Source organism: Coxiella endosymbiont of Amblyomma nuttalli (assembly GCF_018107685.1).
GTDB lineage: Bacteria > Pseudomonadota > Gammaproteobacteria > Coxiellales > Coxiellaceae > Coxiella.
In genome coordinates this window covers 592,143-608,974 of sequence record NZ_CP064834.1, presented here as the reverse complement: position 1 = coordinate 608,974, position 16,832 = coordinate 592,143, and the positions used below count along the sequence as shown (strand labels likewise).

The window sequence follows — 16,832 nt, the reverse complement described above, 5'->3', positions numbered from 1 at the left end:
TGACTATGCAAGAACGTCTTGTATGTTAGTATGATGTCTTATACGTTAGTATGATTTTATTGAAATTTTATATAAAAACTACTGCTATTTTTCTTTTAGTTACTTTTATATTACTCACTATATGATCATTGCGAATTTTATTAATGCGCTGATGTGGATCATTGAATCCCTATAATAAATGCTTGTTTCCAGATCTCTGTCTCAGAGTCGCTGTTTGAGTAATGTTTGATTGAATTGTCAAGATATATTTTGAATTTTTGGATTTAGGACAGATGATAGTTAAAAATGTTGTTGTTCTACACAATCAAATGTATAGTGTTAGTATCAATCATGACGTAAAATCGTGAAGGACTTTTTAACTTCGGGTTATAACTGTTTTCTTCATTTATTGTGCAAGTGTTGTGCAAGCCCGTAGCACCATACGGGATACTCGGTTTTGACGAAAAATTCAGCTATTACAGCAAAAGTGGCTCGTAAAAAATTTATTAGCGGGGCTAAGAAGGTCTATTTCATTATAAAGGTGATATTGTTTTACCATTGGTTACTTAACTAACTTTTTTATTCTTTCTTATACGATGCACCTTTTTGAGGGATAAAAGGTGAATTTACTAATTAATTAACCTACTTATTTGATTTGGTGGCTATTATTTGTCATTTAACACGTAGAAAAGCGATTACACGAGAACAACTACAATTAATGAGATTACTGACAGCAATATAAAATTGTTACTTAGTAGTAATAAACAGTTATTATGGGTGTCAAAATGTAGCACAAATTGTACAAGTGTCAGATCAAAAAACTTTTTGTGTGTTTTGATAGAAAATATTTGTTAAACACTGTTTGCTATAAAATATGTATTTAAATTTCATAGTTGTAAAATACACAGAGGCCCAAGAAAAGACTTTAAGTGTTATTTTTTCCTTATAGCTAAAAAAAGAAGAAGTAGTGGGGTTTGATGGTAATGCAGATAGCCATTTTCGGTTTGATTATGCTAGAGTGTACAACTCTTTCGTCATAAGAACGGGTAATAAAAATGCGAATCGTTCTATTGGGATTGCCAGGGGCTGGTAAAGGTACTCAAGCAGAATTTATCTCTAGGCTATTTGATATCCCAAAAATTTCAACCGGAGGTATATTGCGTTTAGCAGTCAAATCTAAAACTTTTATGAGAAGTGAAGTGAGAAGTGAAGTAAAAAAAATAATGGAAAGTGGTAGTTTAGTGTCAGACAACATTATAGTTGCGTTGGTAAAAGAGCGAATTAGTCATCCAGATTATAAAAACGGTTTTTTACTTGATGGATTCCCACGAACGATTGTACAAGCATGGGCATTATATGCTGCAGGTATCAAAATCGATACAGTAATCGATATTGAAGTTCCAGAAAAAGAAATTATTTTACGCATGACAGGTCGACTTATTCATCCTGCCTCGGGGCGGGTTTACCATCGACTTTACAACCCTCCAAAAATCCCTAATCAAGATGATTTGACGGGTGAACCACTAATCCGACGTATTGATGATTGTGAGAAAACGATTCGTCAACGATTAGCTGTGTATCGGGAACAGACCAGTCCGTTAAGTGATTACTATGCAGAGTTGGAAAAATGCTGTGGCCCTAATGCACCAAAGTATTATCGCATTTCTGGTTTAGGAAATGTGGATGAAGTTCGTGATCGTATTCTGAGCACGATTCAATAAAGGAAGTTTGAGGTGAGCATTTCATTAGTATAATAAATTTGTGATTGCATATTTTTGTTACTCGTTATACTTTTCTTAGTACAACGTACGTATTTTTATGGACTACGCGTATTTTTCTTAACTCTTCTGAGTTTTATGGAATTTATCAAGTTATTTCTTGTTTTGAAATGTCTTTGCATGTTCGTTTTTACTGGCATTTTTTGTTCCATAACATCATGCACTAGATAACCAAAAAAATAACCAAAAAAATGGCAATTGTGTTTTACTGTTTTATATAAAAAATAAATTTTAAAAATAATAAATTTTAAAGAAATAAATCTAAAATAAAATTAGGTGGAATAGATAACATTTTGATATTGTACAGATTAGAAAAGAAAAATTACGGTGATGATCGTGATTTCGTTTTTGATGGCTTCCCCGCTACATACATAAGTGAGAAGACTATCCGTGAAGCTTGGAAAGCTGTGGACGTTTAATCCAACTATTGAGTGTTATCTGTATTTTGGAGACAAAGTAGAAAATATGCGGCAATATCCTTGAAAAACGCACTTGGAAATAGTTATCGATTTACTGATCGATATATCTATCTGCATGCATGAAAGAAAATTACGGAATTACATCAATTAGAATAAAAGCGTTTTAGTATTTTATGAATGACTATCACCGAAGAGATTTTATAACAATGGCTATCTGAAATAAGATTAGTAACCATAACCGAATCTTAGATATCAGGTCTGAGTAGACGCATATCATATATCATAACTAAATAAAGTTAAAAAGAGCAGCAACTATAGGCCGTAGAAATGTGTAGTAGCAGAGTATCTCTTAATAATACACAATCAACGTAATTAAAAATTTTGCGGGGTTTATATGCTTGAGCATAATCTTATCTTTTCTATTTTTCTTATTTTCACAGGCGCAGCTATTTTATCTACTTTTGCTCTAATGACACGTCAGTCAATGTTGGTAGCCTATATTTTGTTGGGCATTTTCTTTGGGCCGTGGGGATTAAGGCTGATTAATAATTTAGGCATGCTGCGCACAGTTGGTGATGTAGGTATTATATTTTTGTTGTTCCTTTTGGGATTAAACCTACCACCACAAAAATTAATCACCATGTTTAAGGAAATCAAGTGGGTTGGATTAATTAGCTCAGTAGTTTTTGCGACGATCGGCTATCTAGTGGCTTATTTTTTTAATTATCCATGGATAGAGTGTCTAACAGTTGGTAGTGCTATGATGTTTTCCAGTACTATCATTGGCATTAAATTGTTACCAACGACGATTTTGCATCATCAACATACTGGTGAAGTAATGATTAGTGTCCTATTATTACAAGACTTGATTGCCATTGCCGTCTTATTTTTGCTACACGGTATGGGACGAGGAGGACGCGTTTTAATTGATGTTATACTGCTGATATTAGGATTCCCTGCAATTCTGATTTTTGCTTATTTGTTTGATCGCTTTGCCCTGTTTCCTTTATTTTCAAAATTTAATCGTATTAAAGAATATCTCTTTTTATTAGCCATTGGTTGGTGTCTAAGTATGACTGAATTGGCTGCTGTCTTGGGATTATCAGCTGAAATCGGTGCTTTTATAGCTGGAGTTAGTCTTGCTTCACGGCCAGTATCAGTTTATATTTCTGAAAGCTTAAAACCTGTGCGGGATTTCTTTTTGGTATTATTTTTCTTTTCCGTAGGAGCAACGTTTAATTTAAAATTCTTGTCAGATGTTATTATTCCATCTCTAATTTTGCTGATGTTATTGATGATAACAAAGCCTGTCATTTATCGAGTATTATTACAATGGATGGGTGGCGAATCGAAACAGGTAGCCTGGGAAGTGGGCATACGATTGGCTCAGATCAGTGAATTTTCATTGATTATTGCTTACGTGGCATCGGCTAACTATTTAATTAGCAATAAAGCAGCTAATTTGATCGAAGCAGCGACAATACTATCATTTATCGCATCCTCCTATTGGGTGGTTATACAATACCCAACACCAGTAGCCATGTCCGACCGTTTACGGCGGGACTGATTGTTAACCGTAATATACTGTTTGATTATGGTGATAAAGATAAGCAAAAACGATTCGCATCCAAAACCCAATAGTCGTATTCTATATAGTTAATTAAAAAAATATAATATGAAAAGCGGCATATTGTGCCATACTTGTGGCTTCGGTTGTTTTTATATTTAACTTAACTATTTAACTTAACTATTTTTAACTAGCAGTTTTAAATTTTTTAACTATGATTTATTAAGTAGTTAGGGTATTATTTTAGTTAGCACTATTTTTGGTGTTGCATGATAGAATGTAACGTTCCTTAATTAGAGAAACTCGTGGAGTTCGGGTGTATACCCCAGGGTACTGTTTTATCACAAATATTATTCAAGGTTTGTAAGTATTATTAAGGCTACCTAGCCTTGTTTGTTCGTTAGCTAGCTACTTTGTCAACATTGAAGCTGTAACAGTGATAGCCTATAACATATGGACTACGTTAACAAAGCAGCGGCAGTGTGACACTGAATAACATTGTGGACAGTAAAAAAAGCTAAACTGCTATTATTAGGACGCAAACCTAAGACTATAATTAGGCTTATAGTGGTTGTATTATTCACAATTAGCCTCCGATTAGAACTAATATTAATAAGTTAGATAATTAATCAAAATATATAAAGCAAGGTACAAGTATGGAGTATATGTAGGTAGAATAAGTAATATAAACAGGTAGTAGAGTAGTTATGACTGAGAAAAACCTGAATTTTCAGGATGTAGATCCTGTAGAAACTCAGGAGTGGAAAGAAGCACTTGATTCTGTGGTGGAGTACGAAGGCGTTGAACGGGCTGAATTCATTTTAAGTCAGTTATTGGATCATGCCAGAAAGTTTGGTATTTCTACCATGACTACTGGCACGCAAACTCCTTATGTTAATACGCTACCTGCTGAAACAAAAACGAAATTATCTGACGATGAAATACAGGTCATGGAACGCCTCACTAACTTCATGCGCTGGAATGCTTTGGTTATGGTGATGCGAGCTGGGCGCAAAAAAGCAGGGTTAGGAGGACATCTTTCTAGCTATGCTTCAATTGCAATGTTATACGAAGTAGGGTTAAACTATTTTTTTCGAGCAGATGATTTAGTATTTTTTCAAGGCCACTCTTCGGAGGGTATTTATGCGCGAGCTTTTCTTGAAGGTCGTTTAAACGAACGAGATTTGATCTATTTTCGTCAAGAAGCCCTTAGTAAAGGAATATCTTCCTATCCTCATCCTCATTTAATGCCCTATTTTTGGCAATTCCCCACGGTTTCTATGGGGTTGGGACCGTTAATGGCGATTTATCAAGCACAAATGTTGAAATATCTACATTATCGTCGATTGAATAACACCCTTCATCGGAAGGTGTGGGCGTTTTGCGGTGACGGTGAAACTGGCGAACCAGAAACATTGGGTGCTTTGTTGATTGCTAGTCGCGAGAAATTAAATAACTTAATTTTCATCGTTAATTGTAATTTGCAGCGTCTCGATGGTCCCGTTTCAGGTAATGGCAAAATTATTCAAGAACTTGAGGGTATTTTCTGTGGCGCTGGATGGCGAGTAATTAAAGTCATTTGGGGCCAGAAATGGGAGCAATTATTTAAAAAAGATAAATCAGGGATGTTGTTGAAACGCGTTAATGAAATGGTTGATGGAGAATATCAAGCCTGTTGTTCCAAAGATGGTGCTTATATGCGCAAACATTTTTTTGGTAAATATCGCGACTTATTAGAACTTGTTTCTGATATAAGTGATGATGATTTAAAACGACTTACTGACGGTGGTCATGATTTTCAAAAGATATATGCAGCTTACGCTGAAGCCATGAAAGATAGCGGTCAACCCACAGTTATTCTTGCCAAGACGGTTAAAGGATATGGCTATGGAAAAGAAGGTGAATCACAAAATATTGCCCATAACTTGGAAGAAATTAGCGAAGAAGGATTAAAAATTTTCCGTAGGCGTTTTGGTCTACCTTTATCTGATGAGCAATTAAGCGGTCTTGAATTTTATAAGCCGGCAGATGATAGTTCTGAATTATGTTACTTGCGCGAACAACGTAAAAAATTAGGAGGTTTGTTGCCTATGCGAGATGGAACTTTTGAGTCGTTAACAGTGCCCGATCTAAATTTTTTTGAACCCCTCTTAAAAGGCACGGGCGGCCGTACTATTTCAACTGGCACCGCTTTCTCACGTATTATGAGCTTATTGCTGAAAGACGATAATATCAAGGATCGCATCGTTCCTATTGTTGCTGATGAGGCACGTACGCTAGGATTAGAAGGTTTATTTCGTCAGGCAGGCATTTATGCGGCAGAAGGGCAAAAATACACGCCAGAAGATCAACAAAAACTGGTCTTTTACCGAGAGGATAAAGCAGGACAATTATTGCAACAAGGTATTTCAGAAGCAGGTGCAATGGCTAGCTGGATTGCAGCAGCAACTTCATTCGCAAATAATCATTATCCCTTAATTCCAGTGTATACGTATTATGCTATGTTCGGTTACCAACGTATAGGTGATTTAGTGTGGGCTGCAGCTGATATGCAAAGTCGTGGTTTTATTATGGGAGGATTAGCGGGTAGAACCACTTTAGCGGGTGAAGGATTGCAACATCAGGATGCTCACAATTTACTAATGTTTAGTGTGGTACCAACGTGTCGTTCATATGATCCTGCTTTTAATTATGAATTAGCGGTGATTATTCAAGACGGCTTACGGCGTATGTATCAGGATAAAGAAAATGTTTTTTACTACATCACATTGATGAATGAAGGTTATCGGCACCCAGCAATGCCGAAAGGTGTTGAAAAAGGTATTATAAGGGGAATGTATTTGTTTAAAAGAGGCAATACAAGATTATCTAAGCACGTCCAATTATTAGGATCAGGTGCTATTTTACAAGAAGTCATTGCTGCCTCTGAAATTTTAGAAAAACAATTTGATGTCTCAGCCAATGTGTGGAGTGTAACCAGTTTTAATTTACTACGTCATAATATTGAATCGATAGATCGCTATAATCGCTTGCATCCTAAGGGGCCAGCAAGACAAAACTATGTTGAAGAATGTTTGCAAGATCAAAAAGGACCAGTAATTGCTGCAACAGATTATATGAAACTACAAGCTAATCAAATTCGGCAAGCTATTAAACAACCTTATTATGTTTTAGGCACTGATGGTTTCGGTCGCAGTGATACCCGACCTGTGCTACGTGATTTCTTTGAAGTGGACGCCAAAATGGTAGTTTACACTGCATTAAGAGCTCTAATGGATCAAGGTGCATTTAAAAAAGATCAGCTTGTTAGTACTATAAAAATATTAGGCATTGAACCTGATCGTCCTGATCCCTGGACATTGTAAAAACTTTTCCTCTGGTGACTTGATTTATGGAGTGCTAGTTAGCCTAACCTAGCGAAGAAGAAATGCCATCTTGGGGTGTGTTATTTCCTTGTTTACTTAAGGTCAGTAGAAGAGATTGGCTAACATTATTTTCTGAACCTTGATTCAGTGCTACTGATATGGAGTTGCAAATAAGAAAATAAAAGGAGAGACTTGTGGTAAATCGTATTGAGCAAATTGCTATACCTGATCTTGGTGGAGTAACCGAAGCTAGTGTTATTGAAATTTTAGTTAAACCCGGTGATTACATTACAAAAGAAGAGAGTTTAATTACTTTGGAAAGTAATAAAGCTTCGATGGATGTTCCATCACCATTAGCCGGGAAAATTAAAGATATTCAAGTTAAAGTAGGTAACAAGGTTAAAGAAGGTGATAAAATTTTAACTATTGAAATAGATGAAGAAAATGTAGCTAAAAAAGAAGAACCTGTCGAAAAATCGGAAAAAGAGAAAAGAAAAAAACCTATTAAAGAAGAAGTAACAAAGAACCCTAGGGTCGAGAACTTCGAAGAAAAAATATCAGAAGGGTTTGGAACCACTATTCATGCTGGACCTGCTGTCCGTCGTACTGCCCATGAATTTGATATAGATTTAATAAAAATAAAGGGCACTGGAAGAAAAGGTCGTCTTTTGAAAGATGATGTGCAGGAATTCGTAAAACAGCAATTGAAAATAGCAGAGTGCAAAGACGTTGGGGGAATGATGTTTCCGCCAATTCCTATCATTGATTTTTCAAAGTTTGGTGCTTTGGAAAAAAAACCGCTGTCAAAAATCAAAAAGGCATCCGGCATTAATTTAAGTCGCAATTGGATAATGATTCCTCATGTTACCCAATTTGGGGAAGCCGATATCACTGAACTGGAAACATTTCGTCAAAGCCAAAAAGAATATGCTGCTAAACGAAATGTACGCTTGACGCTGCTTGTTTTTATTATTAAAGCGGTCATTAGCGCTTTGAAAGCATTCCCCCAATTTAATGCTTCATTAGATTCTTCTGGTGAAAATTTAATTTTAAAAAAATACTTTCATATTGGTATAGCGGTAGATACAGTAGAAGGATTAGTAGTTCCAGTAATTCGTGATGCGGATAAAAAAGGACTATTTAAATTGGCTAAAAAATTGCAGGACATCGGTGAAAAAGCGCGTACAAAGGGATTAAATTTGAGTGACATGCAAGGAGGTTGTTTTAGTATATCGAGTCTAGGTAGTATTGGTGGTACAGCATTCACACCTATTATCAATGTACCGGAAGTGGCAGTTTTAGGAGTGTCTCAAATGCAATGGAAACCCGTTTGTAGTAAAACAGGCGATTGCAAGATGCGATTGATGTTGCCGTTGAGTTTATCTTACGATCACCGTGTTATTGATGGAGTGGATGGTGCCCGTTTTATTGTTTATTTAACGGAACGTTTGTCTGATATAAGGACTTTATTATTATAATCATAATTAATCATAATCATTTCCATCATCATTTTGATAAGTGCATAGAATTTTAATAAAAATGAGAGGAACAATGGAAAAAGAAATTAAAACCGAAGTTGTTGTATTAGGGAGTGGCCCTGGTGGCTATGCCGCTGCATTTCGTGCGGCGGACCTAGGTAAAAAAGTGTTATTAGTCGAACGATATGACGCCCTAGGTGGTGTATGTTTAAATGTCGGTTGTATCCCTTCAAAAGCATTATTACATGTAGCAAAAGTAATAGATGATGTTCGCGATATAGTTTCGTTAGGGATCAATTTTAGTAAGCCAAAATTAAAAATAGAAAAAATTCGAGGCTGGAAAGAAAGTATCATAAAAAAATTAACGGATGGCCTTACAATGATGGCTAAACAACGCAAAGTGGAGGTTGTCACCGGTTTTGGAAAATTCACTAGTGCTAATGAAATTAGCGTTGAAAATAAAGAGAAAACGGTCATTCACTTTGAGAAAGCAATTATTGCTGTTGGTTCTTTACCTATTAAACTACCATTTCTTCCTGAAGATCCGCGAATCATAGATTCAACAGGAGCATTAGAATTAGAAGATGTCAAGACACATTTGTTAGTGCTTGGAGGAGGTATTATCGGTTTGGAAATGGCAACGGTCTACCATGCATTAGGTGCGAAGATTAGTATTGTAGAAAAGATGGATCAAATTATTCCTGGAGCAGATATCGATGTTGTTAATCCATTATATGAGCGCATTAAAAACCGTTACGAATCTATTTCATTAAAAATTAGTGCCACCATAGTGGAAGCAAAAAAAGATGGTCTTTATGTGACATTTAAAGGTGAAAATGCACCTAAAGAACCTCAAAAATATGATCGCATTTTAGTGGCCGTGGGACGTGCACCAAATGGAAAATTAATCGATGCAGAAAAAGCGGGTGTGCAGGTAAATGAGCTAGGTTATATTGCAGTTGATAAACAAATGCGTACAAATATCCCCCATATTTACGCGGTTGGTGATGTAGTAGGTCAGCCTATGTTAGCACACAAAGCGACCTATGAAGGACGTTTAGCTGCCGAAGTCGTTGCGGGTAAGAAACATTATAATGATGCTTGTTGTATTCCAGTAGTGGCTTATACAGATCCTGAAGTTGCTTGGGTGGGTTTAACTGAAAATGAGGCTAAAAAAGAAGGCGTTAAATGTAAAAAAGGAGTATTTCCATGGGCAGCAAGTGGTCGTGCTTTATCACTTGGTCGCAATCGAGGTCTTACAAAATTATTGTTTGATGAAAACGATAGAGTAATAGGAGGTGGTATTGTGGGCGTCAACGCTGGCGATTTAATTTCCGAGGTAGCTTTAGCTATCGAAATGGGTTGCGATGCCGCAGACATTGCTTTAACGATCCATCCACATCCAACGTTGTCAGAAACAGTTATGATGGCTTGTGAGACGTACAAAGGAACTATTACTGATTTAATACCATGTAGAGAATAAAAACTCCTGACTTGTTTATTACTTATTGCTGTTCTCTTCCACAGCATAGTAGAATCAACAGAATGGTCAAATCAGGGAGCATATTTTGCGTTGTTTAGCGTAACAAGATACTTCAATTTACTCCATGCTTTTCGTAATAACAGTTTTGTTGTTTTTATTAATTGTACTTTCATATTTGTTATAATTTACCCACATATGGTATATGTATTACTGAAATTGATTGTGTTAAGACGTTGCATCGAACATTTTGGATATCCAATCAAATCTTCAATTGTTAAATGATCGGTGTTATAATTACGATTGATTGATCGAGTATATATTTCTGTATTCATTTTCAACAAAATAGCACGAGAAACAATATCTCAGGTAATGTCTTTCGTCGACTTTACTTTATTGTTTCGATACAGCACTCAGCAAGAAAGTTTGAATAAAGAATTTTTTGATGAATCAATTGTATTACTAGCACTGACTATAATGTTTTTATAATGAAATATAGCTAACAAATGTCCATCAAATTTAACTGGATCCTAAGGAAGTTCTTTAATAGCATATCTCACAAATCATCCGTTCTCTGTTAAAATATTCGTCACGGAAACAGTGTTTGACAAAGTAACCGTTGAGTAAACTCATTTATAAAAAAATATATTTCACCAAATCGATTTAAAGATGCCGCGCATGATAATTTGTATAATAATTTTTACTTTAAAAAATTATCCCCATTCAATTCCTTGGAATTTAAAGATCCTTAAATGTAAAAGTGCATATTTAATAAATTCCAATGGCATCAAAGGAATCTCTACAAATTAAGATAATATTTTATTCCAAAAACAACTGAGATATAGGTTCTTATCTCAAAATTGTTTAGAATGAGCGTTGATGATAAAAAAGCCTTTTGCTATTGATGGATGTGCTGTAGAAAAAGCCTTAGCTACTGCTGCCATGACTTATGATGCTAATGCCGAAATTCCAAATCTTATTGCAGATCGTCTATTAAATCGGCTTGATTGCATTCGTCTTAAGCCTGAGTGGATCATGGATTTTGGTGTGCGGATAGGTTATACGACGAGGATTCTTAAGAAACGATACAATAGAGCAAGCATAATAGGCGTAGAGTCCTCCTTGCCCATGCTTTTGAAAGGAGAGAATGGAGTGGTAGGAGAATATACGTCATTACCGTTTATAGATCACTCGATAGATTTGGTTTTTTCTAATTTAACTTTCCACTGGTCTGTGAATCTTCAACAGACTCTAAAAGAATGTCGGCGAGTTTTAAAACCGGAGGGGTTATTGCTATTCAGTACAGTTGGGCCTGAGACATTGAGGGAATTACGTGAGAGTTTTTCAGATGGAAAGTGGCATGTGCACGCTTTTTATGATATGCATGATATTGGTGATATGCTCACTTGTTTGAGTTTTGTGGATACAGTTATGGATATGGAGCGACTTACTGTATATTATGAATCCGTTTTTCAATTGTTGGAAGATTTGAAATTAACAGGTGCTCATAATGCAGCTGAAGGTCGTTGTAGGGGATTGATGGGGAAAATGCAATGGGAAGGTATGCTGAAATCTTACGAAGAAAAACGTAATAAAAATGGTGCTTTGCCAGTTACTCTAGAAGTCGTTTACGGGCATGCTTTTGGAACCGAACTTAGTCAATACAAAGGTGCGGAAGGAGAAGTGTTCATTTCAATCAATAAAATCAAACGAGCAGTAAGGTAAAGTAGTTTTATGTAATTTAAATTAATTAATCGTTATTCTTAGATTCAGGGTGAAAAGGAGTTAATATTTCCTTTCCTGATTGGTTTATTAAAACTTTCACCTGTTGCTCCGCTGTTTCAAGTGCTTTTTGACATTCACGAACCAACCTCATCCCCGTTTCAAACCTTTCAAGCGATTCTTCTAGAGGAAGATCTCCTTGCTCCATTTGTTCAACAAGTATAGTTAAGTAATCCAGAGATTTTTCAAAGTTGAAGTCTTCTACTTTTTTGCAGGGCACAAAACCCCCTTTTAACAGCTCATTATTTTCACTTGTATCAGATACTAACCAGTATAGTATCATCTCACATAAAACATATTTTAAGCAACAAATCACTTGATTTTTCTAACGAGTTGTGAACTGGAATCAAATCATCCTTGTAATTCACAGCGGACGTTGTAACGTTCTAGAAAGTTTTATTTACTTAGTTAACCATGGGCTTACGGTAACTACTGGTTCTTTCTGCAATTAAGTTCACAACAGCTTACTTAATTCTAAACTAAAATCAGAGTTTTATGAAGAATCTTTAAAAATAGGTGATAGTGTTAGCAAAAATTTATAACTCTTTGAATTTAAAAAATTTTTCATTAGTACTAGAGACTTTACTCCTCTGCATAAAGTTTTTGGGAAATCTTTAATGCTAGTTTTAGAATGATTTTAGGTTTTTAAGTAATTTTCGTCTGCTTTGCTCTATAATTTATTGAATTTTTGATTCAAATGATACAAGAATTCTCTTAGCTTTTTTAATAGTAACCGCTCATAACTCATACGATGATCTATTATAGTTATCGTTAACGAAAATTACTATCTAACCTTTTAAAAAAGAATTCATTTTTACGATAATGTTTAAGTATTCTTATGAATTTTCATTTTTTTATTTCATTCGATCAATCATTTTTCTCAAAAGGCTCAGATGTTGCGTGATATCTTAATTTAAAATCTTCATTTAAGAAACTGCCATACAAAAAAGCAATTGAAATTTTATAGAATACTTTTAGACGTGGTAGTCTTGCCTTTTGTAAGAGAAAATTATCTAAGAGGGAATGATCAGCAACATACTCATGGGTGAAGATAATTTTGTTTTGTTATAAAAACTTTTTTATAACTCACCTTATCTGGACTAGAAACTAGAAAAATTTCTACTCAGTTATATTGGTTACATAATAATGAATTAAAGTTACTTTTGCATAATTTATGAAAAACCATTTCTATCACGCTTGTATACAAGAAGTTAACTTTGTTTAAGATCAATGGAGTGCTATATTTTACAGTGTAAAAGTGATTGTCGACTGAAGTATCTGTAAACGAACAACTGCGACATTTTTTATTCATTAGCAGTAATGGATAAACAAATATAATTTTTAACTAGTGCGAAAACTCACACCACCAGTTTTAACTTCATAACACTTATTATACCTTTAGAAAAAGCAAAAATTTCTTAAATAATGCAGTTAGTGTAACTTCTAGATACTTAGGAAAACAATTCAAGTATTGATTATCGTCTGAATCGCAAAATTATTTGTGGAAGATATGATCAACAAATTTCAACCAAAGTCCTCCCATACTGTCTCACTATGTAGAACTACTAATTGCCAAACATAATAAAGTGTAAGAGGTTTAGCAGTACAATATGAGTATATTATTTTTGATGTGAAGATTAATAAGTTTAACGCGCAGTTTATAGTACATTATAAATAACCTACCAAAACAATTAAATGGTATCGTCAAAAAATGGAACTCTAATCATGATAAATTATCCTTAAAAAATACTGTGTTTTATAAAATCTCGCTTTTCCAAAGGATTAATTGAGAGTGCAAGCATGTTGAGTGAAAGTGGAAGATGTATTAAGTTTCACAAGTTAAATTATATGCATTGCTTGTATTTTACAAGCCTAGCATAGTATCATTGAAGTCTTGTCCAAAATACATTCTCTTGATATCCATAATATTCATAGTTAATTATTATTATACATTATTATTGTATATGATTGATGTATTTTTTTTTGCGATAATAAAGAAGATCTGAAAATTTAATGTTTAGAGACAATCGTTAATTGATTTATGGTATCAGTAAAGACTGAGACTAAATCGTATAACACGGTGTTTTCATTAGCCGATTTACTTAAGATATCTTGAGCAGGATATCATTAATTAGTCATTATAGTAACTAATTATTACGGTACATTGTGAAAAAACTTATTTTAATTCGTTCTACATTATCTTTCTTAAAGAAAGAAGTGATATCGCTATCGGAAAAATATAAAAGAAAATCAAAGGTTAAGTTTTATTACATAAATATTTTTAATGAACTATGTTAGCATGTAACTTATCTGACAAAATTAATACAGTACCTTTTGATTTTTAGTGATGTATTACCGATTATAACATCAGATTATTTATCGATATAAAATATAAATATAAAAATATATTCCTCGCGATACAAGATTAGTAGTGATATCGGATAGAAAAATTGGAAATCTATAGAAAACATTTCTTTAGGTAATTAACGAACATAAATAATTTAATCAGCAAAATAAGTTTCCTTTTTTTTTTAATTTCTTTACAATTTTAGAGACCTCTATTTCTTAAAAGGAAAAAAATATGGCAATAAAAAAAAGAACTTCTTTTCAGGTGAAATCGACTGGTCGTAAACCGAAGTCAAAAACAGCAAAAGTAACTGTTATTAAGGAGCGTATGACAAAATCGCAGATTTTAGCTCATTTGGCTGAAGCCACTGAACTTACTAAAAAACAGATAAGATTAGTTCTCGAAACATTGATTGACTTAGGTAAAGCTCATCTTAAAAAGGGCGGTGCTGGTGAATTTGTAATTCCTGGGCTTGCTAAATGTATGGTCAAGCGTAAACCAGCAACAAAGGCACGGAAAGGAATTAATCCATTTACGGGCGAAGCGATGACGTTTAAAGCAAAACCGGCTAGAAATGTTGTAAAAATCCGTCCTTTAAAGCAACTTAAAGAAATAGTCGAGTAAATAAAAGGAGATAAAGGAGATAAAAATGCGAAAACCAGCAAAATCAACAGCCATTAAAAAGGCTGAGATGGCGGTAAAGAAACTGAAAGTACGCTTAAAAAAGGCTGAGGCGAAGGTAAAAAAAGAATTAGCTAATGCTAAAAAATCAAAAAATAAAGCTAAAAATACAATTACAAAAGTACGATGTTCAATAAAAAAAAGATCGGTGTTGAAAACGGGAGCGAAACGCAAACGACCCCAGAGGATTTTAAAAACTCGACAAAAACCAGGACGTCCAGCTAGAGTTGAAATAATATAATAGTCTTATTCATCGGTTGAGCAAAGCTGCTCAACCGGCGTTTCAATGAGCTGAGTCCAGTTATCTAATCCTCCTGCTAAATGATATATTTCTTTAAATCCTATTTGTTGGAGAAGGGGAATAGCGATTTGGCTCCGATTACCTCTTTGGCAGTAAACAATTATTATTTTGTTCTTATCTTCCTGTTTTAATTGATTAGCGGCATAGGGCAAATGTGATAAGGGTAGATTAATGGCATTATTAATATGTCCCTTGCGCCATTCCTCCAGTTCTCGTACATCTATAAACAACACATTCTCGAAAAGTTTTAATGAAGTTGGATCAATAGTTTTAATCTCTGTACTATTCCAAGAGCAGATAGGTGGATAATTAATTAATCGAATTTTATTTGGATAACGACATTGACAATTTTGGCGAACAGGGATGTTGAATATAGATACTGCCATAGTTAGTGCATTAATTTGCCAAAGTTTTCCAATTAGAGGATAAAATTGGTGGTTAGTGTGGATATCCTTGAGGATATATTTTATGGCTTCCAATGCCTGCATACTTCCAATCATACCTGGAAGTGCGCCGATAACGCCAATCTCTGTGCAATTAGGTGTGTTATTCACAAAGCTACATTCAGGAAAAAGACATCGGTAACACGGACCATGATTTACATCGAAAATAGCTACTTGCCCTTCAAATTTACTGATTGCACCATATACGACAGGTTTAGCACATTGTACAGCACAATCATTGATAAGATATTTCGTTGATAAATTATCCGTGCCATCTATAACAATATCGTATTTCTGAAATAGAAAGGATACGTTTTGACTATTCAATTGTTCTGTATACACATGATAATTAATGCTTGAATTTGTACGCCATAGTGACGCTTTTGCGCACTCTGCTTTCGACTTAAAAACATCTTCTTCTTTAAAAAGAATTTGCCTTTGTAAATTTGACCAATCAACCGTATCGAAATCAATAACACCAATGGTACCTACACCGGCTGCTGATAAATAAAGAAGCGCCGGACATCCTAAACCTCCTGCGCCAACACATAGAATACGGGCTTCTTGTAGCGCCTTTTGTCCAGATTCACCAATTAAGGCTATATGACTTGCATAACGTTCACAACTATCCATTATAGTATTATAAACAGATAATCCTGGATATGGAAATGTAGCAGAGAATTAGATAATGTAGATATTAAGAATAATGTAGATATTAAGATGTTTACCGTAAAGAACTTTGTGCGGTTAAGTCAGTCAGCAATTTCACTTGTTGGTTTATTCTATAGAAAATACAATTTTAAAATTGATCAGCGCTTTAACTTAACAGTTGGCCATCAACTTCATAATATCTATTTTTGATTACAGGCTGTGTGAACCTCGAGTATAATAGGATCATTAAGTATAATAGGATAATTAAGGCTATTAGTATTTTTTACTGCAAATCTATTTATAAAATAGAAATAAGCTTAGATATAACAATCAGTGTGAGTGTCTATACTAAGGATATTGCTAATTGCAAAAAACTACTACTAAGTAATTTATGAGATGTTTTCTAGATGAATATTAACGATTGCGGGTAAGAAGTGTCATTTATTTGACTATGATCCATTGTCTTGTACAATGGGACAATATGTTTTCATACAAAATGCACTAGCAATAATGGTAGGTTTTCCAATATTGCTGAATGTATAGACTAAGCAATCAGGAAAA

At 34.4% G+C, this 16,832-nt stretch carries 10 protein-coding genes; 8 read left to right on the top strand and 2 right to left on the bottom strand.

Features of this window, described 5'->3' with window-relative positions; genetic code table 11:
* The first annotated feature begins 1,028 nt into the window (after window positions 1-1,028).
* The 6 genes from adk (at window position 1,029) to CEAn_RS02215 (ending at window position 11,791) form a co-directional block, all read left to right on the top strand.
* On the top strand, window positions 1,029-1,700 hold the full coding sequence (gene adk, locus CEAn_RS02240; RefSeq protein WP_244670115.1) for an adenylate kinase: 672 nt from the start codon (window positions 1,029-1,031) through the stop codon (window positions 1,698-1,700).
* Between the two features lie 870 nt (window positions 1,701-2,570).
* Complete coding sequence (locus tag CEAn_RS02235; RefSeq protein ID WP_211923607.1) at window positions 2,571-3,743, top strand: cation:proton antiporter domain-containing protein; 1,173 nt, start codon at window positions 2,571-2,573, stop codon at window positions 3,741-3,743.
* Window positions 3,744-4,450: 707 nt separating this feature from the next.
* A complete protein-coding gene (aceE, locus tag CEAn_RS02230; protein ID WP_211923606.1) occupies window positions 4,451-7,108 on the top strand; it encodes a pyruvate dehydrogenase (acetyl-transferring), homodimeric type in 2,658 nt (885 codons plus the stop codon).
* Between the two features lie 194 nt (window positions 7,109-7,302).
* Window positions 7,303-8,586 carry a 2-oxo acid dehydrogenase subunit E2 gene (locus CEAn_RS02225; RefSeq protein WP_211923605.1) on the top strand — a complete coding sequence of 428 codons (1,284 nt, stop codon included), beginning with the start codon at window positions 7,303-7,305 and terminating at the stop codon, window positions 8,584-8,586.
* A gap of 73 nt (window positions 8,587-8,659) precedes the next feature.
* Window positions 8,660-10,069: a dihydrolipoyl dehydrogenase gene (gene lpdA / locus CEAn_RS02220; RefSeq protein ID WP_211923604.1), complete on the top strand. Its 1,410-nt coding sequence runs from the start codon at window positions 8,660-8,662 to the stop codon at window positions 10,067-10,069.
* A gap of 876 nt (window positions 10,070-10,945) precedes the next feature.
* On the top strand, window positions 10,946-11,791 hold the full coding sequence (locus CEAn_RS02215) for a methyltransferase domain-containing protein (RefSeq protein ID WP_211923603.1): 846 nt from the start codon (window positions 10,946-10,948) through the stop codon (window positions 11,789-11,791).
* A 25-nt stretch (window positions 11,792-11,816) separates the two neighbouring features.
* Here the strand turns inward: CEAn_RS02215 and CEAn_RS02210 are convergent, their stop codons facing one another.
* Window positions 11,817-12,068 (bottom strand): exodeoxyribonuclease VII small subunit, encoded by a 252-nt coding sequence (locus tag CEAn_RS02210; protein ID WP_211924161.1) that lies wholly within the window; start codon window positions 12,066-12,068, stop codon window positions 11,817-11,819.
* Window positions 12,069-14,429: 2,361 nt separating this feature from the next.
* Here CEAn_RS02210 and CEAn_RS02205 point away from each other — a divergent pair.
* Window positions 14,430-14,819 carry an HU family DNA-binding protein gene (locus CEAn_RS02205; protein ID WP_211923602.1) on the top strand — a complete coding sequence of 130 codons (390 nt, stop codon included), beginning with the start codon at window positions 14,430-14,432 and terminating at the stop codon, window positions 14,817-14,819.
* Between the two features lie 25 nt (window positions 14,820-14,844).
* Window positions 14,845-15,117 (top strand): hypothetical protein, encoded by a 273-nt coding sequence (locus CEAn_RS03725; RefSeq protein WP_211923601.1) that lies wholly within the window; start codon window positions 14,845-14,847, stop codon window positions 15,115-15,117.
* Window positions 15,118-15,122: 5 nt separating this feature from the next.
* Here CEAn_RS03725 and CEAn_RS02195 read toward each other — a convergent pair whose 3' ends face one another.
* Window positions 15,123-16,253 (bottom strand): HesA/MoeB/ThiF family protein, encoded by a 1,131-nt coding sequence (locus CEAn_RS02195; protein WP_211923600.1) that lies wholly within the window; start codon window positions 16,251-16,253, stop codon window positions 15,123-15,125.
* Between the last annotated feature and the right edge of the window lie 579 nt (window positions 16,254-16,832).